At 43.5% G+C, this 24,855-nt stretch carries 28 protein-coding genes; 7 read left to right on the top strand and 21 right to left on the bottom strand.

Going from position 1 to position 24,855, the window contains the following annotated elements; all coding sequences use genetic code 11:
• The first annotated feature begins 113 nt into the window (after nt 1-113).
• Together MNQ98_RS28665 and MNQ98_RS28670 are read left to right on the top strand one after the other, a co-directional pair.
• Complete coding sequence (locus MNQ98_RS28665) at nt 114-536, top strand: SRPBCC family protein (protein WP_241931217.1); 423 nt, start codon at nt 114-116, stop codon at nt 534-536.
• Nucleotides 537-541: 5 nt separating this feature from the next.
• A complete protein-coding gene (locus MNQ98_RS28670; RefSeq protein WP_241931218.1) occupies nt 542-868 on the top strand; it encodes an ArsR/SmtB family transcription factor in 327 nt (108 codons plus the stop codon).
• Nucleotides 869-1,011: 143 nt separating this feature from the next.
• Here the strand turns inward: MNQ98_RS28670 and MNQ98_RS28675 are convergent, their stop codons facing one another.
• Both MNQ98_RS28675 and MNQ98_RS28680 read right to left on the bottom strand, forming a co-directional pair.
• The gene (locus tag MNQ98_RS28675; protein ID WP_241931219.1) at nt 1,012-1,386 is read right to left on the bottom strand and encodes a RidA family protein; all 375 of its coding nucleotides are present in this window, start codon (nt 1,384-1,386) and stop codon (nt 1,012-1,014) included.
• A gap of 80 nt (nt 1,387-1,466) precedes the next feature.
• On the bottom strand, nt 1,467-2,384 hold the full coding sequence (locus MNQ98_RS28680) for a helix-turn-helix transcriptional regulator (RefSeq protein ID WP_241931220.1): 918 nt from the start codon (nt 2,382-2,384) through the stop codon (nt 1,467-1,469).
• A gap of 339 nt (nt 2,385-2,723) precedes the next feature.
• On the opposite strand from MNQ98_RS28680, the gene MNQ98_RS28685 reads away from it, so the two are divergent.
• A complete protein-coding gene (locus MNQ98_RS28685) occupies nt 2,724-3,629 on the top strand; it encodes a cation diffusion facilitator family transporter (RefSeq protein WP_241931221.1) in 906 nt (301 codons plus the stop codon).
• A gap of 48 nt (nt 3,630-3,677) precedes the next feature.
• Here MNQ98_RS28685 and MNQ98_RS28690 read toward each other — a convergent pair whose 3' ends face one another.
• From MNQ98_RS28690 to MNQ98_RS28705, 4 genes are all read right to left on the bottom strand, one after another.
• A complete protein-coding gene (locus MNQ98_RS28690) occupies nt 3,678-4,094 on the bottom strand; it encodes a hypothetical protein (RefSeq protein WP_241931222.1) in 417 nt (138 codons plus the stop codon).
• A 167-nt stretch (nt 4,095-4,261) separates the two neighbouring features.
• The gene (locus MNQ98_RS28695) at nt 4,262-5,032 is read right to left on the bottom strand and encodes a DODA-type extradiol aromatic ring-opening family dioxygenase (protein WP_241931223.1); all 771 of its coding nucleotides are present in this window, start codon (nt 5,030-5,032) and stop codon (nt 4,262-4,264) included.
• A gap of 32 nt (nt 5,033-5,064) precedes the next feature.
• The gene (locus MNQ98_RS28700) at nt 5,065-5,709 is read right to left on the bottom strand and encodes an alpha/beta hydrolase (protein ID WP_241931224.1); all 645 of its coding nucleotides are present in this window, start codon (nt 5,707-5,709) and stop codon (nt 5,065-5,067) included.
• A gap of 12 nt (nt 5,710-5,721) precedes the next feature.
• Nucleotides 5,722-6,138, bottom strand: coding sequence for a DoxX family protein (locus tag MNQ98_RS28705; protein ID WP_241931225.1), 417 nt, complete (start codon nt 6,136-6,138; stop codon nt 5,722-5,724).
• A 149-nt stretch (nt 6,139-6,287) separates the two neighbouring features.
• Here MNQ98_RS28705 and MNQ98_RS28710 point away from each other — a divergent pair, with 149 nt between their 5' ends.
• Nucleotides 6,288-6,839 (top strand): helix-turn-helix domain-containing protein, encoded by a 552-nt coding sequence (locus tag MNQ98_RS28710; protein ID WP_241934071.1) that lies wholly within the window; start codon nt 6,288-6,290, stop codon nt 6,837-6,839.
• A 68-nt stretch (nt 6,840-6,907) separates the two neighbouring features.
• Here MNQ98_RS28710 and MNQ98_RS28715 read toward each other — a convergent pair whose 3' ends face one another.
• Entirely contained in the window at nt 6,908-7,261 is a 354-nt protein-coding gene (locus MNQ98_RS28715; protein WP_208917091.1) for a winged helix-turn-helix transcriptional regulator, read from the bottom strand.
• Between the two features lie 204 nt (nt 7,262-7,465).
• Between MNQ98_RS28715 and MNQ98_RS28720 the strand changes: the two genes are divergently transcribed.
• Together MNQ98_RS28720 and MNQ98_RS28725 are read left to right on the top strand one after the other, a co-directional pair.
• The gene (locus MNQ98_RS28720; RefSeq protein WP_241931226.1) at nt 7,466-8,353 is read left to right on the top strand and encodes a hypothetical protein; all 888 of its coding nucleotides are present in this window, start codon (nt 7,466-7,468) and stop codon (nt 8,351-8,353) included.
• A 232-nt stretch (nt 8,354-8,585) separates the two neighbouring features.
• Nucleotides 8,586-9,065 (top strand): GNAT family N-acetyltransferase, encoded by a 480-nt coding sequence (locus MNQ98_RS28725; RefSeq protein WP_241931227.1) that lies wholly within the window; start codon nt 8,586-8,588, stop codon nt 9,063-9,065.
• 67 nt (nt 9,066-9,132) lie between these two features.
• On the opposite strand, the gene MNQ98_RS28730 is transcribed toward MNQ98_RS28725, so the two are convergent.
• From MNQ98_RS28730 to MNQ98_RS28795, 14 genes are all read right to left on the bottom strand, one after another.
• Nucleotides 9,133-10,188 carry an NAD(P)/FAD-dependent oxidoreductase gene (locus tag MNQ98_RS28730; protein WP_241931228.1) on the bottom strand — a complete coding sequence of 352 codons (1,056 nt, stop codon included), beginning with the start codon at nt 10,186-10,188 and terminating at the stop codon, nt 9,133-9,135.
• Nucleotides 10,185-11,222: an ABC transporter substrate-binding protein gene (locus MNQ98_RS28735; RefSeq protein ID WP_241931229.1), complete on the bottom strand. Its 1,038-nt coding sequence runs from the start codon at nt 11,220-11,222 to the stop codon at nt 10,185-10,187. Before MNQ98_RS28735 ends, MNQ98_RS28730 begins: the two co-directional genes overlap by 4 nt.
• 43 nt (nt 11,223-11,265) lie before the next feature.
• Complete coding sequence (locus tag MNQ98_RS28740; protein ID WP_241931230.1) at nt 11,266-12,102, bottom strand: ABC transporter ATP-binding protein; 837 nt, start codon at nt 12,100-12,102, stop codon at nt 11,266-11,268.
• A 31-nt stretch (nt 12,103-12,133) separates the two neighbouring features.
• On the bottom strand, nt 12,134-13,849 hold the full coding sequence (locus MNQ98_RS28745) for an ABC transporter ATP-binding protein (RefSeq protein WP_241931231.1): 1,716 nt from the start codon (nt 13,847-13,849) through the stop codon (nt 12,134-12,136).
• A 30-nt stretch (nt 13,850-13,879) separates the two neighbouring features.
• Entirely contained in the window at nt 13,880-14,914 is a 1,035-nt protein-coding gene (locus tag MNQ98_RS28750) for a FecCD family ABC transporter permease (protein WP_241931232.1), read from the bottom strand.
• Nucleotides 14,915-15,973 carry a FecCD family ABC transporter permease gene (locus MNQ98_RS28755; protein ID WP_241934072.1) on the bottom strand — a complete coding sequence of 353 codons (1,059 nt, stop codon included), beginning with the start codon at nt 15,971-15,973 and terminating at the stop codon, nt 14,915-14,917.
• A 105-nt stretch (nt 15,974-16,078) separates the two neighbouring features.
• On the bottom strand, nt 16,079-17,056 hold the full coding sequence (locus MNQ98_RS28760; RefSeq protein ID WP_241931233.1) for an ABC transporter substrate-binding protein: 978 nt from the start codon (nt 17,054-17,056) through the stop codon (nt 16,079-16,081).
• Between the two features lie 107 nt (nt 17,057-17,163).
• Nucleotides 17,164-18,756, bottom strand: a complete 1,593-nt coding sequence (locus tag MNQ98_RS28765; protein ID WP_241931234.1) for an ABC transporter substrate-binding protein — start codon at nt 18,754-18,756, stop codon at nt 17,164-17,166.
• A 218-nt stretch (nt 18,757-18,974) separates the two neighbouring features.
• Entirely contained in the window at nt 18,975-19,172 is a 198-nt protein-coding gene (locus MNQ98_RS28770) for a FeoB-associated Cys-rich membrane protein (protein WP_241931235.1), read from the bottom strand.
• A gap of 28 nt (nt 19,173-19,200) precedes the next feature.
• The gene (gene feoB / locus MNQ98_RS28775; RefSeq protein ID WP_241931236.1) at nt 19,201-21,210 is read right to left on the bottom strand and encodes a ferrous iron transport protein B; all 2,010 of its coding nucleotides are present in this window, start codon (nt 21,208-21,210) and stop codon (nt 19,201-19,203) included.
• The gene (locus MNQ98_RS28780; protein ID WP_208920011.1) at nt 21,207-21,434 is read right to left on the bottom strand and encodes a FeoA family protein; all 228 of its coding nucleotides are present in this window, start codon (nt 21,432-21,434) and stop codon (nt 21,207-21,209) included. The genes feoB and MNQ98_RS28780 overlap by 4 nt, the downstream gene beginning before the upstream one ends.
• Before the next feature lie 276 nt (nt 21,435-21,710).
• On the bottom strand, nt 21,711-22,835 hold the full coding sequence (locus MNQ98_RS28785; RefSeq protein WP_241931237.1) for a saccharopine dehydrogenase family protein: 1,125 nt from the start codon (nt 22,833-22,835) through the stop codon (nt 21,711-21,713).
• A 101-nt stretch (nt 22,836-22,936) separates the two neighbouring features.
• Nucleotides 22,937-23,257: an ArsR/SmtB family transcription factor gene (locus MNQ98_RS28790; RefSeq protein ID WP_241931238.1), complete on the bottom strand. Its 321-nt coding sequence runs from the start codon at nt 23,255-23,257 to the stop codon at nt 22,937-22,939.
• 183 nt (nt 23,258-23,440) lie between these two features.
• Complete coding sequence (locus MNQ98_RS28795; protein ID WP_241934073.1) at nt 23,441-24,043, bottom strand: DUF1349 domain-containing protein; 603 nt, start codon at nt 24,041-24,043, stop codon at nt 23,441-23,443.
• A gap of 196 nt (nt 24,044-24,239) precedes the next feature.
• Between MNQ98_RS28795 and MNQ98_RS28800 the strand changes: the two genes are divergently transcribed.
• Nucleotides 24,240-24,854, top strand: a complete 615-nt coding sequence (locus MNQ98_RS28800) for a TetR/AcrR family transcriptional regulator (RefSeq protein WP_241931239.1) — start codon at nt 24,240-24,242, stop codon at nt 24,852-24,854.
• Nucleotide 24,855 lies beyond the last annotated feature (1 nt).

The following is a 24,855-nucleotide window of genomic DNA, read 5'->3' on the forward strand; positions in this document are numbered from 1 at the left end:
TGTGACTAGTACTCTCTCAACTTTAAATGTATAAATGGGTTCCTACATGAACCAAAAGGTGTTATAATCATTTATAACACCTTTTGGTGTTACATCAACCAAGGAGGCACACAATGGACAATCGAGAAATACCGGAAATACGAAAAACCATTACACTCAACGCACCTATCGAAAAAGTATGGAAGGCTGTTGCAACGTCAGAAGGTATTGCCTCATGGTGGATGGGGAATACGTTTGAACCTATTGTAGGATATGAATTCATACTTCATGCGGGCCAATTCGGAGATTCACCTTGTAAAGTGACCGAAATTAACCCTCCGAATCGTGTCGGGTTTGACTGGGATAAAGATTGGCATCTTGCTTTTGAATTAAAGGCGTTAGAAGACGAAAAGACAGAGTTCACTCTGATTCATTCAGGTTGGGATTCAGAAAAAGTCACAGCGTTTGGACAACCACACTCAGTCATTCGTGAAGTTATGAACGGCGGATGGGAAAGCATTGTCAACGAAAGCCTTGTTAAATACGTAGAGGCTTAAGATTATTGGAAGCATCCGCGTCAAAACATGATGTATTCCAAGCAATAGCAGACCCTACCCGCCGTAGGTTGTTGAAATTGCTTGCTGATGAAGAAATGCCGATTACCGCATTGACCGCTTGTTTTCCAATCACCCGTACCGCTGTCAATAAACATCTGAAAGTGCTGAATGAAGCAGGCCTTGTCAGTAGTCAGAAGGTAGGACGGGAAACACGGTATAGGCTTCAGCCAGAACCTCTGGCTGAAATAAAGCAATGGCTCGCCTTTTTTGATGAGTATTGGGATGATAAGCTGTCTGCTCTGAAAGAATTCGTAGAGAGCGATCTTGAATAGTGAAGGCCCGTATTAGCCGTGTATCGAGCTAATCGGGCCTCTTTAGATGTCTCTGCACCCTTCCAGACGTCCATTGGCGGCACATACCTGATCACCTATTGAAGGGGTTTTCCTTTACGTTACGCTGTTATGTGTCACTATTATCAGTTTGGCTTGGGCTTGTATGCCACGCCATCAATTTGAACCTTAAGTCCATTTGGGCCGCCACAATGTGCAAACTCGGTAGAAATGGTTTTTCTAGCCGGAAAGTTACCTTTAAATCTACGTTTGAAAACCTCTTCCATTACAGGTATATCCCAGACATCCCGAAGCAAAATATCCACCTTAACTATAGAGTCCAATGTCAGGTTCGCCCTCTGTAGTCTGTCACTCATATGATCAAGGGCTCCTTCAACCTGCTGCTCAATCGATTGACCAACATTACCAACGCAAAAGCTGAGAAAAATGAAATCACCCGCTTCAACATAACCAGAGTATGCATTTTCTTCATTCACATCATATCTTTTGATTTCACCCAATTACGTCATCTCCTTCATATTCCATTTTCATAGATTAAGCTCAGTATAAAGGAGGATATCAGACAACATTATGTCGTCATTCAACAATATTTTTGTAAAATGTCCTTAGCATATGTAATCAATGTGTGTTTTAATTTCTCAGGTTCCAAAACGGTTACCTTATTGCCATATCCGAGCAAGGTTCCAAACCATCCTCTCTCATTTTCCGGAACACTGAATTCAACCATTAACTCGTTATTACCGGTTTCTGTTATACGTGAATTAGGAAAACTTTCTTCGATCGAAATCCTGATGTCAGACTGGCATGCCAGTTTAATATTCATATACGGCCGGGTATCTTGCTTTTCGGCTAAAAGTTCTTCTGCATTATCATGTACATTGGAAAAGTCCTGACATGTTAATTTCAAATCTCGAATTCTTGAAAGACGGAACATACGGTATTCCTGCTTCTCACAGCAAAACCCTAACAAGTACCATGAATACCACTTATACGTGACCGCTACGGGTTCAACAAGTCTTCGTGATTTTAAATGTTCAGCGTTTGTGTATTGAAATTCAATTACAACTCTTTTACGAATTGCTGTTTCTATATTGGTCAAATAATCTCTTACATCAAACCCCTCACGCAGCACACTAAAATCAAGATGAATACTTTGTTGAACAAGCTCATCCTTCGGTGAAAGTGACAGCAGCTTTTCAAATGTAGCTTCGATCTGTCTACTTTCATATGCTGAACATAATCCTTTTAAGGCTGTTATGATGAGAACATAATCATCTGTACTAAAGACCTGCCTGTTCATTTTATAGCTGTTAATAATGCTATACCCGCCATGTGCACCCTGTGTTGAAGTCACTGGAATACCAGCCATGCTCAGTGTTTCGATATCCCGTTGAATTGTACGAGAGGATACCTCAAATTTTTCCGCCAGTGACCGTCCACTAACCGTTTCACGATTTAAAAGGTAGATCAAGATTCCAAGCAACCTATCTATTTTCAAAAATAACCACCCTCTTCGTTATGAGGCTCTGTTACCCTAGTCTGTGCTTTAGTTTCAATAAAAATTATAACATTTTGTTGTACCACTGCTTATGATACGGTTCACCCAATCATGTTGATCGGCCTCTGCTTTGAAAAAGGATTTTGTTTCATTCACTCAACTTTTTATACCCTAACTTAATCTTTAGGAGAAGGGAAAAGCTGTTTCTCTAGACTCACACGATGTTTATACGCTAATATTAAGCCCTACTATTCATATCATTGGAATCGAAGGAACTTGTCTTGCTTATGGTCAAGATGTGAATGATTAAAAGTATGGTTCATAAGGGGTTATAAAGACATGGTCAGTGAAAACAAACAGTCCGCTTTTGCTATTTGGATCAGCTTAATCAGCAACATTATACTAACAACCGTCAAGTTGGCTGTCGGACTCATATTCAACAGTCCTGTATTAATTGCAGATGGTGTACATAATGCAGGTGATATCGTGGCTACAGGAGCTGCACTAAGTTCTATGCGTGTTTCAAAACTGCCTCCCGATGAGGATCATCCTTATGGACATGGTAAAGCAGAGGTTATAAGTGCAGGTATTGTTGCTATTATTTTAGTGATGGCTGGGATTTATATGGGTTACCATTCCGTGACGGTTCTATTTGAACCCCCTCAAAAAGCAAGCGTCATCGCGCTAATCGCCGCGGGGTTTTCATTGGTGTTGAAACAAATCCTGTACGTTTATACCATGTCAGTTGGTAAGAAGAACAACAGTAATGGTTTGATCGCTACGGCCTATGACCATCTTGCCGATGTATATGCATCGATCGCAGCAGTCATCGGAATTGGCTTGGCTTTAATCGGTGATTATTATCAAATGACACTGTTGTCTTACGGAGATCCGATTGCGGGTATTATCGTTGCTTATTTTGTGTTGAGATTGGCTATTCATATGGGGAAGTCATCCGTGGGTGTTTTGATGGAGAAAAATGTTGACTCTGAAAAAATGAATGCATTGATCAACCTGGTTCGTGAGGTACCAGATGTTAAACGGATTGACCGAATCCGTGCTAGAGATCATGGACATTACATTATTGTTGATGTGAGAGTAAGCATTCCTGCTCAGTTAAGTGTCCAAGAAGGACATGATATTTCAAGACAAATCAAACACTCGATTATTGAACACCACCCTGAAGTCGAAGAAGTATTGGTTCATTTGAACCCTTGGTACGAGGACAATACAAATCCGCTTTGAAAAAGAATGCAAAAAAGCCACTCTTAGGAGTGGCTTTTTCCAACCAATTTACATTTCTTTTTGGTATCTATTCGTAAAGTACTCGGTCAATACATTGTACAAAAGAAACACACCTAAAGTTACCATGATCACCCATAAACTCGCGTCGATCACAATCAATAAGCAAGCAATCCCCAATACAAGCCACCGGATCATATCCCCCGCTTTAGCTTTTGCCTTGTAGCGCATGGATGAGCTCCGCTTATCTTTGTATTCCGTTCGGCTTTGCTTCGTCACCGCAGGATTACGCTGCTCAAAATATTTTGTAAACAAGTTGACTGTACTTATTACAAATAGTGAAGCACCAGCGCCAATGAGTATATCCGATATTGCTTTGAGGTCACTTCCCATAAACATAAAGGTTAATAAGAATAGAGCGACTCCAAGTATTAAAGTCCCTATATAAAACGATGTTTTCTTGAACATTATTGTTCCTCCTCATAATTAAATATATCTAAGGAACCTAAGGTTACTTTAAACATCCAATATACAACATTTCCCTTAATTTATAAAGAATCTCCACAAAAGCAATACAAAAAGGACACCCTCGGGGGTGCCCTTCAAGCCTGAATCTGCGTTCTTCCGCCTTTATTTTAATCAAACTGCCAGCAGCTCAAGCTCAAATTGCCGTACTGATAGCTGCGGTGAAGTAGTTGGGCTTTCCGGTCCTTATCACCAGCTCCCATTGCAATTAAAAACGGGATAAAGTGTTCATTGGACGGCACGGCTTCTCTGGCATAAGGTGCTAGCTCACTATAGTTAAACAGGGAAGCAGTATCCCACGTTTCCAGCTTGCTCTGCAGCCAGCTATCGAACGCTTCTGCCCAAGCGTCTATGCCATCCGACCGCCAATTCAATCCCATTAGATTGTGTACGGTCCCTCCACTGCCAATAATCAAAACATCCTGTTCTCTAAGTGATGACAAAGCCTTACCGATTTCATACTGCTGTTCATTGGTTAGATAACGGTTAACGGAGAGGGCTACTACCGGAATATCCGCATTGGGATAGATCAGCTTGAGAACGGCCCAAGCGCCGTGATCGAGCCCTCTTTTCTCATCCAACGTGCTCTCAATCCCATGTTTGGTGAACAATGCTTGAATCTGGTCGCTTAGGGATCGATCGCCTTTGGCCGGATACGTTATCCGGTAAAGCTCATCCTGAAATCCGCCAAAATCATATATGGTGCTGTACTCGTCTACCGTGCTCACGGTTTGGACGGACTCTTCCCAATGAGCGGAAAATAGTACAATCGCTTTTGGTTTCGTTATTTGGTCCGCAAAATTTTTCAATAAATCAGTGTAGGCATGTTCCTCAAGAACAAGAGAAGGCGCACCATGCGCGATAAAATAAGATGGCATCATAAAACCGTTCACTCCTTATCGTTATAAACTCTTTAAACTCCGGCATCCCGTTCAATCCATCTTACAAAGTCACGTTGATTCTCCTCCGAGACGCCATGAGCGGCTGGATAGGTATTGAAAGTCAGATGCGGTGTCCGTGGTTGAAAATAAGCCGCTGTCTCATGCCCAATAGAAATAGGAAATATCGGATCTAACTCCCCATGAGAGAGAAATACCGATACGTCTCTAACCGATTGCAGTAGATACTCTTTCTTTACAAAGTCAGGTACATATCCGTTTAACGCGACAATTCCTTTCAGCTGATCCCCCATCGTAAGCGCAAGTGTCATCGATAAGATCGCGCCTTGGCTAAAGCCGAGCACATAACGCCTGCTCACATCGACTGGGTATTTATCCGACGCATAATGGATGAATTTTTCCAGCTGCTGAACCGCTTGATCAAACATCTCCCGAACCGGATTTCCTAAACCTTTTAACTCATAAAATTGGTACCCTGGACCAAACGCATGATTCCCTCGAATATGGATCAAAATAAAATCGGCGGCCAATGGAGCAACTAAGCCAGACATATCTTCCTCATTAGATCCCTTCCCATGCAGTGTAAAGATGGTTGGGTATGTTTTGTCCGGATCCATATGACGTGGCAGTTGAATGTCATATTGGTAAGCTGGTGTCATCACTTTATCTCCTTATTTTTGGATTGCGGCACTGCGCTTGTTACGAATAAAATGATCAACCGAAAGAGGTGTAGGATTCGCTACTAACAAATGCAAGGAGATCAGCATCAAAGCAATTTCAAGCTCGTACCCAGGCGACTGATCGTTTCCAAGCAGTCCTGCAGACAGCTTAACCGTAACGATCGCGCCAATCATGATGAGGATAAGCAGAGCTGAGACAGAGCGGGTAAACAATCCGACAATAAGCATAATACCCCCGACCAGTTCAATAATTGCGGCAACATACGCCATAAATCCAGGAATGCCCATCGAGCTAAACCACGCGTCCACATTGCCTAACCCCATTTGAAACTTACTTACTCCGTGGACAAGAAATATAATTCCCAGCACCACGCGCATAATAGTAGATACCCCTGTCATTTTCATCATTCTTTATCTCTCCAATCTAAAATATTAGTAATAATAAAATATATTTCATATGAGTAATTTATATCATAGGACTATGGTGTGTCAACAATAAATTTGTTAATATAAATATATATTCTGTATTACAAATATTTTGAGGGCGAGTGAAGACAATGGACATCGGCTCCAACATACGAGCAATCCGAAAACGCAAAAACATTACTATCGCTCAAATTTGCGAAGAAACAGGCTTATCCCAAGGCTTCTTAAGCCAGGTCGAAACGAATAAAACCTCACCATCTATCGCGACGTTAGAAAATATTGCACAAGCATTGAAGGTACCTCTGGCCTACTTATTGCTGAAAAAAGAAGAACGTATGGGCATTGTTCGAAAAGAGGAACGAAGAATCACGACAAGCGGAATCGAGAATCTAAAGGTAGAGCATCTGAGCTCTACTAAAAATGTTAGGATGATGCTCGTTGAATTTCCTCCCGGAGCTTCAACTGGTGAAGTTCCGCATGCTCATGAGGGTGAAGAAGTACATGTGGTCATTAAAGGGAAGATCTACGCCGAGCAAGGGGAAGATCACGCTGAGTTTGGGGAGGGAGATTCATTCTCCTGGAACGCCTGCACACCCCACTTGGTGAAAAATATCGGTGATGAACAAGCGATTGTATTAATTTCCGTCTACACGGAAACAGATCATCAAGGGGATTTGCTGTAAATAAGCATTACCTTTTCTTGATTCAATTAAAAAGGAGAGGCACACGGCCTCTCTTTCTTTATTGATATTCACTTGACTTTAGCTAGTTTGTGATTACAGGTTGATTCTATCCTGCTTAGTTCCAAATGACTTGTTCCCCAATTGAAAAGGATATCAATTACAGGACGAATGGATTCACCATAGGTAGTTAAAGAATATTCAACTTTGGGTGGAACAATCGGATACACATGTCTAACAATAATTCCATCCTCCTCAAGATCACGAAGTTGCTGAGTTAGTACTTTCGGAGAGACACTGGGAATATATCGCTGCAGCTCCGAAAATCGCTTAGTGCCATTGAGCAGATAATACAAAATAAACGGTTTCCATTTCCCCCCAAGCACTTCAATCGACACTTCAATCGGGCATTTATCCGATACCATTACGCTTCCTCCTTACCTCAAAGTAACTCTATAACCATATTGTAACTTATTGCCATACATAACCATTACAACTATAATTTTCAATAAGCTGCAGCTTTATTATACCAATTATAGAGCACTCATGTACAAGGAAAACGACGAGGGAATCGGCCAATCCCTTCTGATTTTTCCAATCGACTAATACAAATAAGGAGTGTTATTTTAATGCGTAAAATGATGGTTCTCTTACTCACTACTTGTATTACCTTCACTTCAGCATCCGTGGCACTGGGTTCTGCGGAGTCCAAACCGAAAGACGATTTAATCCAACTAAGTGATGAGTTCACCAATAAAGATTCTCTATCGAATTGGAAGCTGCATCATGAAGTCGAAGGATGGCCAAGCCAAGTTGAAGTACTGGATATTAATAAGAGCAAACCTGGTGCACTTCATTTAATTCCAAAGACCGGTACATGGTACGGAGACTTCCGAGGCGTGTATGCATTCAAAGAAATTAATGGTGACTTTATCGTTACAACACGCTTGAAAGTGTCCGGCAAACAATCAGAACGCCCTACGGGAATTTTTGAACTCGCTGGTCTCCTTGTAAGACAGCCCAAAAACACAACAGCTTCTAATTGGAAACCAGAACAGGAAAATTGGATTTATCTCAATTACGGTACCCCAGATACAGCTAATGAATTGGTGTTAGATAGCAAAATTAACCTAAAAAGCCAGTTTACTTATACAATAACTCCTGTAGCAACCGATTGGATTCAGCTCAAGATCGCAAAAGTTGGACCGTGGTTCTTCCAGTTCTATAAATTTGACCATGATGACAACTGGACCCTTCATCGACGCGTGAACCTCCCAGAACTACCAAAGACTCTTCAGGTAGGGATTAACGCTCATGGCAACACTGTCAAATCATTTAGTACTGATGCTAAAACATTTAACGAAACCGTATATAATAGTAAAGAAGACCATGCTGATCTGGATGTGGAATTTGACTTCGTACGCTTTCAGCGGCCCGTCGTGACAGATGAGTTAAAGGCTAAGATCCTAAAGGGAGAAGCACTGGATCGAGAAATCATAGATGTCCTCACCCATTAAAAATAATCGTTCAATCTCTCATCCTTGTTTTCAAGGATGATTTTTTTTGCATTTTCCACAAACTCCGCTTAAATTTAATAGCGCTAAATTTTGCAATCCATTATTATGATCGCCATCAGTCAGAGCAAAGCACCCGCCGCTGGTTCTTTTAGTTCTGCAACGTTTTTACGGCTTTGTATTCCATGATATGATAGATAAACATTCCTTTACATACATTCAGGCGGTGAAAGATATGATCATAAGAGAAATTCAAGAGCAGGACAATAAAGCTATCGAGGACGTCATTAGAACTTGTTTAAAAGAATATGGCGGAGATCGAGCGGGCTTGGCGTGGGAAGATCCACTGCTGGGCTCTTTATCAGAAGTCTATAGAGGAAACAAATCCAGGTACTGGGTTGCCGAACATCATGGTAGGATTGTAGGCGGCTGCGGCATCGGCCCAATGGACAAGCTTGAAGATGTCTGTGAGCTGCAGAAGATGTACTGCCTGCAAGAGGCAAGGGGAACCGGAATCGCACACAAGCTCATGAATACGGCACTAGAGTTTGCACAAACATGTTATGAACAGTGTTACCTCGAAACCTTAAGCAATATGGAAGCTGCAAACCGCTTTTACCAGAAATACAACTTCGTAAAGCTTAGCAAGCCCCTTGGTGACACCGGGCATTTTTCATGCGATATATGGTACCTTAAAGATCTTCAACGAAGCTAGGTAACAGTAAAAACCCCTCAAGTCCTTAAGTGACTTGAGGGGTTTAATCGTGTATCCACATTTTCTACTATGCCTTTACTTCTCTGTAATCTTCATCATGCAACCCAAGCTGTTTGTTTCGTTCTTTAAACCGGATATTATGTGAAGAAACATATGCCGCTTTCGGTGCATCTGGGTCGATATGTAACTTAGCACTATTTAATGCGAGAACTCCATCTGTGAAGGCCCCAGCAATATATCTCACCTTGCTCTCATGATCAATGAAGTCTCCTGCGCCATAAATACCAGGGATATTCGTTTCCCTTTTGGCATTCACAACCGCTACATCATCTTCCATCTCCAATCCCCATTCGGTTAATGCGCCGTAATCACACTTCAACCCATGATTGACAATAACGGCATCCACAGAGATTCTCTCCACTTCGCCTGTTTCCGAATGAGAAATGGTTACTTGATCGATCATATCTTCATTACCATGCAGCTGTACAACTTCATAAGGTGTACGTACATCCACAGAAGATTCTTTCATCTTAATGACATTCTTTTCAAGTCCGCCAAAGTCGTTGCGTCGATGCACGACGGTTACACTTGCAGCGATGGGTTCTAATTCATTTGCCCAATCAACCGCTGAGTTTCCTCCGCCAGAAATCAGCACATGCTTGTCACGAAATACGTCAAGCTCTTGTACCGTGTAGTGTGAATTTGTGACCTCATAACGGTCTGCTCCTTCGATTTCCAGCTTCTGCATGGTTAGAACACCATACCCGATTGCTAAGATAACCGTTTTTGTATGATGCTTCTCACCTGTTGCCGTCGTTAACATAAAGGTTCCATCCTGCAATTTCTCTAGCCCTTCGACCTTCTGGTTCAATACGATAGTTGGATCAAAAGTTCTTGCTTGCTCTTCTAATCGAGCGATTAATTGTTCACATAGAATTGGCGTAACTCCACCTACATCCCATATCATCTTCTCTGGATAAATGAGCATTCTTCCCCCAAGCTCGGGTCCATACTCAATAATTTTGGTTTTTAAATCACGCATTCCACTATAAAAAGCGGTATACAACCCGGCAGGTCCCCCACCAACAATCGTTACATCAAATAACTCTAATTCCTCCGTCATTTCTGTCCCCCTGTTAACAGTGCTGCCATTTCTTCTGCTTGTAACAGTGCTGATAATGGATCACTCGTAAAATATTTTTTCATATCTAGTTCATATACACGCTTATTCTTCACAGCATCGAGCGAATTCCAAACGCTTGGCAATTCGAGTTCGCTCCCCTCACCATTTCTAACCATAAAGACATAATCACCAGCGTAGTCGCCTACCTTTTCCCACGATACATCAAGTCTGATTTCTCCCTTATCAATGATGTCGCTCTTTACTCGAGGTTGCGGAGTAACACCCAAAATCTGATACAGGGCATCTCCACCACGCTCTCCCGACTCACCGACAACAATGGTAGATTTCGTAGTAGCCACATCAATAATGGAGAAGGTAGCGTCTTCTGGAATCACTCCTTTTATTTTTTCCTTAGCGGCTTCGACTCGTTTATCAAAAGAACTAAGCCATTCTTCAGCTTCTTTTTGTCGATTCAGTATTTCACCCATTGCCGTAATTTCCTCATGAATATTGTCATATTTTGCAGTATCATACACGACGGTCGGGGCTACTTTACTATATTGTTCAACCATTTTAGGATCCCAAGTAATAATTAAATCAGGATTTAATGCAAGCATTTTTTCTACAGACACTTGTCCATCACCCCCGATATCTTGGGTCTGATCTGTTACGTACGGCTCAAGAAACCGTCCATACTCCAAAATCGTCTTTGAAGCACCAACTGGTTCTACTCCTAGTGCTAGCACATGGCCCAGATCCCAGTCGACAATAACACGCTCAGGATGGGTAGGAACCTCAACATCACCTGTTACCGTGGAAATGATTCGTGTCTTATTCGCTTCTTTTTCTGTTTGCTGATCATCAGTTTTCTGCTCAGCTGTTTTCTGTTCAGCTGGCTGCTCTGATGTTTGTTCTTCTTTCACTTCATTTGTACTTGTACTGTTGGCGCCTTCGCTTGAGCAAGCGGCAAGAAAGAGCAACATGCACAACATGAGCAGCCAAGATCCTGATCTTTTTATATTCCGTTTAAACATGTATGCTCAATCCTTTATTTAGTTTTCTATTGGGCCGACCAGTTTAATAAGCTGCTGCTAATGCTTTTATGTTTGTTTGTTTCTTTTCCGATCCATCTGCTAATTCGTATGGCAAGCAAAGCGGGCCGCCTGTGCGTGGGTCTGTGATAATATCTGCTTCGATCGCAAATACCTCGCGCAGCACTTCAGGGGTAACCACCTTTACTGGTGCTCCAGAACTCACTACAGCTCCTGATTTGATCGCCACCATATGATGGGCAAATCTAGCCGCATGATTCAAATCGTGAACGACCATTATAATCGTCCTCTGTTCTTCTCTATTCAGCTTTTGCAGCAATTTCAGTACTTCAAGCTGATGGGCCATATCCAAAAAAGTCGTCGGTTCATCAAGAAACAAAATGCTTGTCTGCTGGGCGAGTGCCATGGCTATCCATGCCCGCTGACGCTGTCCTCCTGATAACTGGTCAACCGCCCGATCATAAAATTCCATCATTCCAGTTACTTTTATCGCCCAGTGAATGATTTTCCGATCTTCCTTGGTCATGGTGCCTAGTCCCTTTTGATGCGGATAGCGACCATAGCCGACTAGCTCGTATACGGTTAAACCATCTGGTGCGGTCGGATTTTGCGGCAGAATAGCTAATTCCTTGGCCACTTCTTTAGTTGATTTTGTATGAATCATCTGCCCGTCAAGCATCACTCCCCCATCCATAGGTTTCATGATGCGTGCCATCGTCTTCAAAATAGTTGACTTGCCAGAACCATTCGCTCCTACCAAGGCAGTGATTTTCCCATTCGGTATAGACAAATTCAGCTTATCGACGATTGTTTGATCCCCATATCCGATGGTTAAGTCTTGGGTTGATAAACGATCAGCCATTATCTATTTCCTCCTATCATCTAATCTTCTTCTACATGTGGAATTGGGCATGGTGTAGTCTGCTGTATGTGCCTCCTGCTTCAAGCAGTTCCTTATGTGATCCCTGCTCTTGAATACCTTCTTCTGTTATGACTAGAATGCGATCTGCATTTTTTATCGTAGCGAGGCGATGCGCAATCACGAGCGTAGTCCGTCCCTGAGACAGTTCATTTAACGCTTTCTGAATCGCTGCCTCCGTTTCCGTATCCAGCGCAGATGTCGCTTCATCCAGAATAAGAATTGGCGGGTTTTTCAGGAACATCCGAGCAATCGAAAGCCGCTGCTTCTGTCCTCCGGATAACTTGACGCCACGTTCACCAATTAATGTATTCAACCCGTCTGGAAGTCCGAGGATCAAATCTTCCATCTGTGCCCGTCTCGCAGCATCCCATATTTCCTCTTCTGTCGCATCAAGCTTTCCATAGGCAATGTTTTCTCGAATCGATCCATCAAATAGAAATACATCCTGCTGTACGATCCCTATTTGCTGGCGCAAAGATTGAATAGCCATATTTTTAATATCAATGCCGTCAATCCTAATGCTGCCTGAGTCAATATCGTAAAACCTTGGCAGCAAACTGCAGATCGTTGTCTTTCCAGCTCCCGATGGACCGACAAGTGCTACTGTTTCTCCTTTTTTGACCGTAAAATTAATATGGTTAAGCACTTTTCCTTTGCCTTCATAACCGAACGTGACATCGTTATACTCAATATCACCCTCTAGATGTTGAACCTTGATTGCATCTGGCACATCTTCTTCATCCGGTGCGGTGTTAAGCAGATCCAAATAACGGCGGAAACCAGCGATTCCTTTCGGATAAGTTTCAATGACCGAATTAATCTGTTGAATCGGATTAAGAAAGATATTGGATAAGAGTACAAAAGCCATAAATTCACCAAACGTCATTTGTCCCTCGATGACAAACCACGTACCACATCCTAGTACAAAAAGCGATATAACCTTCATCAGCAAATGGCTGATTGATGAGTTCCAGGCCATCACCTTATAAGTAATAAGCTTCGTTGTGCGGAAACGCCCGTTGTTTACAGCAAATTGATCAATTTCATGATCTTCGTTAGCAAATGCTTTTACAACACGAATTCCGCTCACATTATTTTCAACTCTGGCATTAAAATCAGCGATGTCGGCAAACATTTGGCTGAATGCCCGCGACATTTTCCTGCTGAAATAAATGGAAAGACAAATCAAGAACGGAATAATAATGAATGTCAGAACGGCAAGCTTCCAATTAATCGACAGCATTAAGCCAAAGGTTCCAGCCAGGGTCATCACCGCAATAAACAAATCTTCCGGGCCATGGTGGGCAATTTCCCCAATATCCATTAAATCATTGGTCATCCGTGAAACGAGATGGCCTGTTTTGTTATTATCAAAAAATCGAAAAGACAGCTTCTGGACATGGTTGAACAATTTTTTCCGCATATCTGTCTCAATATTAATCCCCAGCATATGTCCCCAATAGGTAACAACATAATGCAGGACAGAACTAAGCACATATATCCCAAGTAAGCCGACACACGCCCATATAATGAAATTCCAGTTGCCGCTTGGCAATAAGTCATCAATCACTCTATTTATTGCTAGAGGAAAAACAAGCTCCAATAAAGCAGCTAAAATAGCGCAAGTAAAATCTGCAATAAACAACCATTTATATGGCTGATAATAAGAAAAAAATCGCCTTAGCATATGGAGTAAGATCTCCCTTCTTATGGATCGTCACGCTTTTGAACGGGCAAGTAGATATAAGAAATACGGCGCTCCTATCACAGCAACAACAATACCTGCTGGAATTTCTGATGGTTGTATAATCCAGCGCCCAATGGTATCCGCAACCAGAACGAGCAGCGCCCCTGCCAGAGCAGATCCTGGAAGCAGGAATTGATGCTGCGGACCGATCAGACGGCGAACAAGATGGGGGGCAATCAATCCGACAAACCCGATGCCACCGCTGACAGATACAGAAGAGCCTGCTAATCCAACCGCTGCTGCGAGAAGAATCAAGCGTTCTTTTTCCACAGAAGCTCCTAGTCCGATCGTCATCTGATCGCCCAGGCTTAATACATTCAACACGCGAGCTTTATAACATACAAATGGCAATAGAATAATAACAAACGGAAGCAGGGAACCAACGAATTTCCAGTTTGAACCCCAAATGCTTCCCGCCATCCATGTTGCAACAAATTGATATTGCTCTGGAGTGAAACGTATAGTCAGCACAATCGTAGCGGCACTAATACCTGCAGCCACAGCAATACCCGTTAATAAGAGTCTGGTAGGTGACAAGCCCTCTCCTTTTTTGAGCGATAGGACATAAATTAACGCAGCGACAAAGCCAGCTCCCAACCAGGCCAATATCGGCAGGAGCATCACAGAACCAACCGTTTCTGTTGGGAAAAAAGCAACGTAAAGCATGACAGCGAGCCCTGCTCCCGCATTAATTCCGAGAATTCCGGGGTCTGCCAGTGCATTTCGGGAAAGCCCCTGCATGACGCAGCCAGAAACCGCAAGTGAAGCTCCGACAAGAACAGAAATGATAATACGCGGAAGCCTGAACTCAAACAAAATCAGCTCTTGCTTATCCGTACCCCCACCAAATAACGTTTTGATTAATTCTATAGGTGTTAATCGGATATGACCTGTATTCACACTGATAATAAAGGCAACAGCAATTAAAACCATAAAGACAGTCAATGTCGTTATGCTCCGTTTTCTTTTCCTGGATTCGGCAGGTGATAAATCAGATAATTCCACTTATAATCCTCTCCTTTCTTTACGAGCAAGGTAGAGGAAGAACGGTACCCCAATTAAAGCAATTAATGCACCGACCGGTGTTTCATAAGGCGGATTAATCATCCTGGCGATTAAATCGGCCCACAGAAGTAGTAGACCTCCAAGGACTGCAGAGCATGGAATAATGTAGCGGTAATCGACCCCAACTAAATATCGGGTTACATGTGGAACGATAAGCCCGACAAATCCGACTGCACCAACAACAGAAACGGCCGATCCAGCTAATATCAGCACCAGAATCGTTGCCATAAGCTTAACCAGTTTTGTTTTTTGTCCTAACCCGGAGGCAATCTCCTCACCAAGACTAAGCAGCGTAATCGATCGGGAAAGCATGATGGCACCAAGAATCGCGGCTCCAACCCACGGAATCATAATCTTCAACTGCTCCCATTTCGTCCCGGCTACTCCGCCCGCATACCAAAAGGCAAGATCCTGCCCGATCCGAAAATATAAAGCAATCCCTTCACTTAAGGCACTGAACAACGCACTGACTGCTGCACCAGCAAGTATGAGACGCAGCGGTGTCAAACCACCCTTAGCCATGGAACCAACGCCAAACACAAGTCCCGCTCCGACTGCGGCTCCGATAAATGAAAATAGAATTAAATACGTATACGGGAGCCCTGGAAAAAAGGCGAAGCACAGCGCCATCACCAATACGGCACCTGAATTCAAACCGAGCAGCCCCGAATCAGCGAGCGGATTTCTTGTCATGCCCTGCATAATGGCACCTGCAACCGCAAAGCTTGCACCTATCATCGCTGCCCCTAGTACTCTTGGCATCCGCAATTCCCTGATAATCTGATGATCATTGAGATCCGGATTAAAATGAAAAACAGAATCCCATACGACAGACAATTTAATATCAGCTGCTCCAAAAGAGATAGAAAGAGCAATACTAAATAGGAGTACGACAATTCCACCTATCATAATGATCGTTGCGGCTATCGGACGTGAACGGAGCTTAGGTTCCACTGCTTCAATCCCCGTTCCATCTACCTTCACTGCAGTCATTCCCATCATCCATTCACCTTTACTTTAATTTATCTATTTTTAATTGAAATTGATTATCATTTTCAATTAAAAAAAGAGCATAGAAATCCCCTTAAACTAGATACGAGTAAACTACTTCTTTTTAAGCCCTTCCAGCATATCGGCAAATTCCTCCGCTTGATTGGCCACAGAAATGGGATCATACGGCCAAAAGCGTTCTGGTTTTGGGAATAACACCTGCTTATTTTTGACTGCCTTAAGGTTGTTCCAAATGGGGCTCTTGGTATTTAAACTTCCCCCTTTTGACTCATCTACAAAAATATAATCCCCTGCATATTCCTCAAGCACTTCATAGGAGATTACAAGGTATTCATCCGGATTGTTAATGACCTCTTTAGCAATTGCATCCGTCGGTGTTAGTTGCAAATATTGAAATAATGCTTCTCCACCCCGGTACAAACTATCTCCATATACATAAATATCTTTCTCAAACGCACCGATCAGTGATACGGTCTGATCCCCGACGACTGCCTGAGCTCTTTCTCTAGCCGCTGCCATCCTGGTGTCAAACTGAGTTTCCCATTCCTTCGCTTGCTCTTCTTTTCCAATGAGCTTTCCGACTTCTTGTACTTCCTCTTTGACATTCTTAAACGTTAAGTATGGATATACAACGGTTGGTGCAATTTTTGATAACTTCTCATAATTGCCCGCATCATGATTTTGCGTAATGATTAAGTCTGGTTGAAGCTCAAGAATCTTCTCATAATCTGTTCCTTCACCAATATTCTCTACTCCTTCAACTAAATCTTGAATGTGAGGATTATCAATATCCCTTGCCCCTGCCCCAATCGGCTTCACATCCAAGGCCAGAAGTGTAGCTAATAATCCAGCTTGAGTCACGATCCGTTGCGGATTTGCAGGGATGGTCACCTCACCATTAACTGTTTGTACTACCCGCGTTTCTTCAGCAGCAACAGCCTTAGTGTCGACTGATTTATTCTCTGAACTCTGACTAACCTCTTTGCTGCTACCGCAAGCTGTCAGTACAACAAGACAAATAACAGACAGTAGTACCAAACTCTTCTTGTATATATTTATAATTATCCTCACTCTCCTGATAATCCAAATGATAATGATAACCATTTTCAATTGTAGCAAGAGCTTTTATCAAAGGACATAGACAATGATAACTAATTCAATATGGACAAATGTCAGATCTAGGATCTATTCAAGATACATTTCACTTGAATATCCAGTTGTTTCTCTAAAGCTACACCTTCACTGGCCCAAAAATCTTCAAGGCGTAAGAGATAGATTTGCCCGTTTTTTGCTGCGGGCAGCTGACGCCAATGTTCAGTTTCAACAATTCTTGACGCTTGCATGGCGGTATGGATGACAACAAACATATGGTCCGCTGCATACGTAGAAATTTCATCTTCAGAAATGATAAGATGCTTATTGGGCCCGAGCACTTCCTTTTGAATCCGCTTGGCAGGAGTCAGCTTCAACATGGTATACAGATTGTAAGCTCCTCTTGCTGTCGATCTCCATATTCCTACCTTCCCATTATCCCTTAACTCATATAGCCCGACCGTCTCTTCCTCTTGTAATGCTCCTTTCAGCATTTTCCGGGCACTTTCCGCTTTCTCCTCAAATGCCTGAATCCACTCATTACTTTGCGCTTCTCTTCCTACGATCCGTCCGATAATCTTTACTTCTTCCAACCGGTCATGTGTATCCCAATCCAGCATCATGACGGGTGCTATGGACTCCATCTCCTCGATGATCTTTTGATTCGGATATAAATAAGTAGGGGCAATAATTAAATCCGGCTTGAGATCACGCCATTGCTCAATCGTAGGCAGTCTATCCGGAGCTAGTTGGATCGATGAGCTTACTTCCTCTCTTAACAGCTCAGGGACATTCGAATATGATGAGAGAACTGCGGTCGGCTTTATTCCTGTCGCCAGCAATGCACCTGTAAACTGAAAGGTAAAGATTCGCTCAAATTCTCTTCCTTTCCTGAATTCACTTGGCGACATTCCATTCTGCTTACGGAATTTCCTGCTCAAATAAAGGCCATCCTGATAACCTACTTTACGCGCAACCTCCCCAATCGTCAGCGTATGTTCAAGCAAAAAAAACTTAGCCTTATCCATACGAATTTGGGACAAATAATCAGAAAAGCTCCAACCTGTTTCCTTTTTAAACCGTTCAGAAAAATAATTTGGGTGATAACCAAAGTATTTGGCTACTGCGTCCCTAGACAAGGCTTGATGAGAATGTAAAGAAATATATTGCAGGATGGAATGAAACGACGAGCCAAATGTACGCCGCCCCAATGAAAGGTATTCATCCTCAATTTTTGCAATCAAATCATTTAGCAAATAGATAGCTTTTGAATTTTCAGCTTCTTCCGCAGCTGTTTTGATTAGCTGAGCAGCTATATTTTTCACCTCTGCTGAAACCTGACTGTAGAACAAACCACTGTGCGGAAATAAATCCGATACATGTTGATAGCGCAGTTCTTTTTCTGACACTCCAATCAGCTCATATATTAAAAAAAAGAACACATTATAAATAAGTTCTGTTCCTCCTATATTTCGGATCTTCACCTTTTCCTGAGGGTTCATGACCAACACCGAGCTGCTCTCAAGGTTAAACATTTGGTCTCCACTCTGAATCTCAGCCGCTCCAGATAAAATAATAAAAAGAACTGTCAGTTCTGTTTCGTACTCCGCTTCCTCCTTGACATCGGTACATATATGACTGCCCTTTTTTAAGCTATACACTCTGTTCTGTCGTAACATCTTATCCTCCTTCAAAGGCAAGATTCCCCCGTTTTCCCTAATTGATTATCATTCTCAATGAATTCTATATTTTTCTTGGTATTTTCGCAATCATCTTCATCAATAGAACGTTTGTGTGCTGAAAAAAGCAAAGACAAAAAACACCAGAAATAACCTACTTATTTAAAATAGATTATTTCTGGCGCTCATTGCAGTTTAACGAATGATTTACTTACTATCTACCTTCTGCTATATAAGTCCGGGTCTGCCGGGATATGCGTCGTAGACGGACCGGACACGTCATCGCATGCTGATGCACATGTTTTGGCCATGGAGCAGCCGGCGCATTTTCCTTTCTTCGTCTTTTTCACATAAGAGAGCAGTGTCCATCCGGCATAACCGAAGATCAGCACACCGATCAAGATGCTTGCCAGCATGGTTGTCACTTCCTTTCTCTACAAGCTTTTAATGAAAGCCCAGAGCCCTTCCGACCGTAACAATCACCAGAGAAATGCCGTAGGCAATCACCAGCGAATAAAGGATGGAAAACCAGGTCCAGCGCGCAGACATCGTTTCCTTCCGAATGACCCCAACCGTAGCGAGACAAGGTACGTACAGCAGGATAAACGCCATAAAGGAATAGGCCTGAAGCGCCGTGAAATGTCCGGCCAGCAGCCCCTGCAGAGTTGCTGTATCCGGAGCGGAATAAATGATGTTCATCGTCGACACAACCACTTCCTTCGCCAAAAACCCCGTGATCAGTGCTGCGCCGGCTTGCCAGGTACCAAAGCCAAGCGGTGTCAGCAAATAGCCTATCGCTCCGCCGATCTTCGCCAAAAAGCTTTCGTTCATCGGTACATCGAACCCGCCCGGACCCGCATAACTTAGCAGCCAGATGATTACCGATCCACCGAAAATGAATGTTCCCGCTTTCCGTACAAAGCCTTTTCCCTTCTCCCAGGTGCTGCGAGACAGCGTCTTCCACTGTGGAATCCGGTAAGGCGGCAGCTCCACGACAAACATGGACTCCTGCTGCTTCAAAATAGTTGAAGAGAACAGCTTCGCGAGCAGCAGCGCTATTACAATACCCATCACATACAGGGACAGGACAATCAACGCCTGATTGGACTTGAAAAAGATACCGACAAAGAGGCTATACACCGACAATCTGGCCGAGCAAGACATAAGCGGTGACAGAATAATCGTCAGCAGTCTTTCCTTCGGCTGTTCAATGGTCCGGGCCGCCATAATACCCGGTACGTTACAGCCAAAACCGATGATCAAAGGAATGAATGCTTTGCCATTCAAGCCGACCGCTTCCATCAGCCGGTCCATGACCGAAGCAATCCGTGCCATATAACCGGAATCCTCGATAAAGGAAATAATCAAGAACAAGATAAAGATTTGAGGCACAAATACGAGGACTCCACCGACACCGGCAAAAATCCCATCAAATATGATCGCTTTAATAAAAGATGTAGCTCCAACACCATTCAGCAGCCACTCCGTTCCATTCCTCAGTGGACCGTTAATGAATCCGTCGACTAGGTCGGATAGCGGGCTGCCTATCCATTCGAACGTCAGCTTGAACGTCAGGTACATAAACACCAGAAAAATCGGGATGCCTAAATACTTGTTCGTAACGACCCGATCAATCCGCTCCGACAGATTACTGCGTCTTTCTGTCCGCGTCAGACACTGTGCGAGAATCTCTTTTATATGATCGCTTCGCTTATTGCGGATGTACTGGGACAGCTTCTTTCCACCGTACGCTTCCATAACGGACTGCTCCGTGGACTGATAGAACTGATCCAGCCATTGGGAGTCGATTACCTTCTCCAGCGCGGCGCGTACAACCGAGTTCCCCTCCAGAAACTGTACAGCCATCCAGCGCGGGGAGACGATATGATCCGGCATCCTGGCAGTCAGCTCAGCACACGCCTTTTCTAGTAGCTCTCCATAGGAAAGCATGTACGGTTTTTCACAAGCATTTCTAGACGACTCTCCCGTAAGCATGTGAAGCAGTACATCACAGCCCTTCCCGCTTCGGGCAACTACTGGAACGACGGGTGTCTTCAGCAGCTCGGATAATCGTTCAATGTCTATCTCAAACCCCTGCTGCTTCGCCACATCCACCATGTTCAAAGCGATGACAACGGGCTTGCCGTATTCCAGTAGCTGCAATGTCAGGTTTAGGTTTCGCTCAATTTGAGAGGCATCCACCACGTTTAGAATGGAATCAAACGATTCGTTTAGCAAGAAACGGGAGGCGACCTCCTCGTCATGTGATAAAGGATTAAGAGAATAGAGACCCGGCAGATCGATAAGCTGACCTTTTCCTGCCTTCAGTTGTCCAACCTTCTTCTCGACTGTAACTCCGGCCCAGTTGCCCACATATTCATAGGAGCCGGTCAAAATGTTAAACAGCGAGCTTTTTCCGGTATTCGGGTTGCCTGCCAGAACAATCTCGCTCATACGGCTTCCACAACAATCTGAAGAGCTTCCTTGCGGCGAATGGCAATCCACTGCCCATCAGCCTCTAGCGTAATAGGACCTCCAAATGGCAGCCTCTGTTTAATGCAAACCTGACACCCCTCGACGATCCCCAGATCATTAAGCCTTCTACAGACCAGCTGATTGCTGCAGCCCAACTCCACAATCGTAACCGGTGCATTGATGTTTATATCCGCTAGTTTCACTTCAAACACCTCGATGAGAATTATTATCAATTACTTTGGATTATAGGGCAACAACTCTCATATGGCAATGGTTTTATATTGTAATTATTACATATAAATAATGAATGCTGAAAAGGGTTTCGGGGACTCCAGCATTGTCATTGATAGCGGCCGTACTTTGGCTGAAATTTTCGCCGGTAATTAAGAGTAAACAAGATAAAATCGCCAATATCCGAGGATGTTGGCGATTTTTTAATATTGTATTCAATTTAAAAAAGGCTGATATATGGTTATCGCTTACGCGTATCGTTCGTGGACTCCTGCGCTCCTATTTACAATCTCCACCCCGTGCTCTCTATAAAAGTCCAATACGTCAGCTTCACTCATCCCGGTGGTAAGTGCGTTCTCTGGAAAATAGACCCCTGAATTCCATCCACGGTCCGCTTGGGCACGCAACAGATTCTCTGCCTGGATAACCGCCCCTAACGCCGTTAAATGAGTCTGCCCCGATGGATCGGTTATACTTATGCTCCGTTCTTCGAGTATCCCCGATTCATTATAGCCTTTAATTTGGATGACCAAGTGATGTGCACTCCCGCTGCCGGGATTATAAAGGATGCCCTTCCTCAAGCCGCGAAACCTATCTTCGCTGATCCTTTTCCAAATGCCTGTTTTTACGAGCGAGACGAGCCCATAGGTTGATACCTTGCTATCGAAGGCGATACGGAAGCTGGCTGAAGTCACATGCGTGGAGCTTGGCAGCGTCATATGATCAGGTGTATCCAGTCGATAGCATTTCGTTTCATACTCGTTCGCGAATCGAACTCTGACTGGATCTGTCATCGGGTAGACAATTTGTTTAGCCTGATTATTGATGATCTCAAACGGAATGGACAGACGGTCCATGTACGCTGTAGAATCGGGGCCTGCCTTATCCTTAAGCGAGTAGAGCGCATGAATATTTACCGTAACCTCCCTAAGAGAATTGGAGAATACCGTTGCAAGCAAAGACGCTGTTCCACCCATCCAACCTGACGCCAATACAACAGGAGACTGAAGCTCCAATGCTTGCAATCGTTGAATAGACTGCTGAAAACGCTCCGTCCAACGCGTAATATCAACCAACGGAATCTTTCTTTTCATAGCAGATAAGAGGAGCCGATCATCGGGATCATTGACCGAATTGATGATCAATGTAGGGTTATGATCCAGTTCTGCCAATGGATCAGCAGCGGTATTATTCACGCTCACGATTCGAACTCTATTAGACTCAAAGGGCAAAGGATGATTTTGATTTCTCCCTCCAAGCCAAATCTCCAGATCGGGATGCCGATCGTGCAGGATTTGAGCTGCTTGGCTGCCCACCACACCGTAACCCCCAACGATCAGAACTATATTTTTCAAGCCTTGCTTACTATTCATAAATAAATCCTCCTTGTCAATATGTTTATATGTTTAATCATTTCGACATACAAGGGTGAAAAAAGGGGGACATTCGCTGTCCCTGTTATACATGCATCTGACTATGTTAGGCATTCCTCTTCCACGAACAAGACAAGCTGCTTCAAGAGCTCAATAGCGTCTTGGAAATCAAGCCTGTAATACAATTCTGTGCCTTTCTTCTGCGCCTGAAGCAGTCCTGCCTGCCTCAGTACTTTGAGATGATGGGATACCGTCGGACGCGACATCGGAATATGCTCCGCGATCTGCGTCACATTTAAGCTCTCCTTGTCTATCAGCAAGCCTATAATTTGCTGGCGTACCGGATCACCCATTCCGTTAAAGTAAGGCTGCAATTGCCCAAGCAGCTGTATCGTCTTCTCAGTACAGTTTGGTGTGTTCATAGTTCACTCCGTCGATATGTTTAATTATTTAAACGCATTGTATAATATTTTTCCATACTTTGCAATAGCATAGGTTCAAATCCCGTTAGTCGTTAGATCTCTATTACTGTATCGCTGACTAGGAAGCCCCCAACCATATGCATGTTCGGGGGCAGAAGTCCTCTCAGCTTGTGTCGGAACTAGTTACCTTTTCTCTATAGAAAAAGAATGGAAGCGAGTCTCGAAACCGCCATTTGGAGTCGGGCTGCAGCAATAGATGCCTACTTTAGCCGGATTTGGATGCCGGTCTTCGTGCAAATGAGCGATCCGGATCTGCTCCCACTCATCTGGGTTACCCTGCGTCTTAGCCGAGATCGTATAATCGCCGAGCTTACGCTCGACTCGGAATGCCAAAGGTTTCGTGACATTCGCGTTCTCGTAATTTCGGGTGGACCAATCCGAATATCCATGATTGGTGACGACGGCCCCCAAGTGTGATGGACCGTCCGGTATATATTCAAGTGATGTCTTCAACCAACATGTTTCCGACACCATGACGAACAGTCCCGCCTGGTCATAGGTTGATACGGGCTGCATACTTAGTGATACTTCTGCCGTGAAGTCCGTCTCAATCGACTCGTAAAAGACATGTCCGTTCATCACTTCGAATCCGTAATGGGTCTTCAGCCAAAAATCCGTTTCGGATTGTGTATGGACGAGCAAGGATCTATCTTTCACGCTCCAATGTTGCGGCTCATTCATTACGGTAAGCTTACCGACAAAATCAGGAATATAAGATACATTCATCATGGGAATAACAGCCTCCAATTCAGTCATTTCGTTTAAATCATACATGTTGCAATGTGTTCCATATCCTCAACATTACTACGCTTCCGAAGACATCGCAATGAAGAGTTGGACCTTCATTTTTTGATTGACTAATTAATCAAAGGTGATTACGATTACCTTATAAATAACATTTTCGTCAAGGAGGAGTTACACCATGTCTCCAAGAGTGGATGAACAGAATCAGCAAATTCGTGATATACGTAAACAGCAACTACTGGCAGCCGGGGCGAAGGTGTTTGGAGAACGGGGCTATGCGGGTACGAAAGTAAGCGATATTGTGGGTGAAGCTCAACTAAGCCACGGTTTGATTTATCATTATTTTTCTTCCAAAGAAGATATTTATGTTGAGTTAGCAAAGACTGCATTTATTACCTCCTATGAAACAATTCATCAAGCTGTGCACAGCAACGGAAGCCCTTATGAACGTCTAAAGGCAATGACGGAAGGGATTTTTGCTCACACTCGGGAGAGCGGTTATTTCTTTCTGATCGCGCTGCAAACCAATACGTCCAAGACAGTCCCGGAAGAGGCATCAGCGATTTCAAAAGAATATTCAGCCAAGAGCCTGAAATTGCTTAAGCATCTGTTCCAGCAAGGCCAGGAGCAAGGTGAGTTCATCAAGGTAGATCCATCGGAGCAAGCTCTTATGTACTCTTCATTGCTGAACGGTGTTGTGTTTACCCAATTAACCTATCCGTTGTTGGAAGACTTTCCGCAGGTAGATCAGATCTTGAGAATTTTCATCGATACATCATCTTTAAAGGAGTGAG

The sequence above is a fragment of the Paenibacillus sp. N3/727 genome (genome assembly GCF_022637315.1).
GTDB classification, from domain to species: domain Bacteria; phylum Bacillota; class Bacilli; order Paenibacillales; family Paenibacillaceae; genus Paenibacillus_AQ; species Paenibacillus_AQ uliginis.

Excerpts from the sequence above, each read along its gene's own strand:
- MNQ98_RS28770 (WP_241931235.1), bottom strand. The coding sequence starts at position 19,172 with ATGCTGGCAAGCATCTTGATCGGTGTGCTGATCTTCGGTTATGCCGGA.
- MNQ98_RS28800 (WP_241931239.1), top strand. The coding sequence starts at position 24,240 with ATGTCTCCAAGAGTGGATGAACAGAATCAGCAAATTCGTGATATACGT.
- MNQ98_RS28695 (WP_241931223.1), bottom strand. The coding sequence starts at position 5,032 with ATGATGCCATCTTATTTTATCGCGCATGGTGCGCCTTCTCTTGTTCTT.
- MNQ98_RS28725 (WP_241931227.1), top strand. The coding sequence starts at position 8,586 with ATGATCATAAGAGAAATTCAAGAGCAGGACAATAAAGCTATCGAGGAC.
- MNQ98_RS28730 (WP_241931228.1), bottom strand. The coding sequence starts at position 10,188 with ATGACGGAGGAATTAGAGTTATTTGATGTAACGATTGTTGGTGGGGGA.
- MNQ98_RS28665 (WP_241931217.1), top strand. The coding sequence starts at position 114 with ATGGACAATCGAGAAATACCGGAAATACGAAAAACCATTACACTCAAC.
- MNQ98_RS28765 (WP_241931234.1), bottom strand. The coding sequence starts at position 18,756 with ATGTTACGACAGAACAGAGTGTATAGCTTAAAAAAGGGCAGTCATATA.
- MNQ98_RS28715 (WP_208917091.1), bottom strand. The coding sequence starts at position 7,261 with ATGGTATCGGATAAATGCCCGATTGAAGTGTCGATTGAAGTGCTTGGG.
- MNQ98_RS28705 (WP_241931225.1), bottom strand. The coding sequence starts at position 6,138 with ATGATGAAAATGACAGGGGTATCTACTATTATGCGCGTGGTGCTGGGA.
- MNQ98_RS28720 (WP_241931226.1), top strand. The coding sequence starts at position 7,466 with ATGCGTAAAATGATGGTTCTCTTACTCACTACTTGTATTACCTTCACT.
- MNQ98_RS28790 (WP_241931238.1), bottom strand. The coding sequence starts at position 23,257 with ATGAACACACCAAACTGTACTGAGAAGACGATACAGCTGCTTGGGCAA.
- MNQ98_RS28710 (WP_241934071.1), top strand. The coding sequence starts at position 6,288 with ATGGACATCGGCTCCAACATACGAGCAATCCGAAAACGCAAAAACATT.
- feoB (WP_241931236.1), bottom strand. The coding sequence starts at position 21,210 with ATGAGCGAGATTGTTCTGGCAGGCAACCCGAATACCGGAAAAAGCTCG.
- MNQ98_RS28745 (WP_241931231.1), bottom strand. The coding sequence starts at position 13,849 with ATGCTAAGGCGATTTTTTTCTTATTATCAGCCATATAAATGGTTGTTT.
- MNQ98_RS28685 (WP_241931221.1), top strand. The coding sequence starts at position 2,724 with ATGGTCAGTGAAAACAAACAGTCCGCTTTTGCTATTTGGATCAGCTTA.
- MNQ98_RS28740 (WP_241931230.1), bottom strand. The coding sequence starts at position 12,102 with ATGGCTGATCGTTTATCAACCCAAGACTTAACCATCGGATATGGGGAT.
- MNQ98_RS28690 (WP_241931222.1), bottom strand. The coding sequence starts at position 4,094 with ATGTTCAAGAAAACATCGTTTTATATAGGGACTTTAATACTTGGAGTC.
- MNQ98_RS28785 (WP_241931237.1), bottom strand. The coding sequence starts at position 22,835 with ATGAATAGTAAGCAAGGCTTGAAAAATATAGTTCTGATCGTTGGGGGT.
- MNQ98_RS28795 (WP_241934073.1), bottom strand. The coding sequence starts at position 24,043 with ATGAATGTATCTTATATTCCTGATTTTGTCGGTAAGCTTACCGTAATG.
- MNQ98_RS28700 (WP_241931224.1), bottom strand. The coding sequence starts at position 5,709 with ATGACACCAGCTTACCAATATGACATTCAACTGCCACGTCATATGGAT.
- MNQ98_RS28755 (WP_241934072.1), bottom strand. The coding sequence starts at position 15,973 with ATGGGAATGACTGCAGTGAAGGTAGATGGAACGGGGATTGAAGCAGTG.
- MNQ98_RS28735 (WP_241931229.1), bottom strand. The coding sequence starts at position 11,222 with ATGTTTAAACGGAATATAAAAAGATCAGGATCTTGGCTGCTCATGTTG.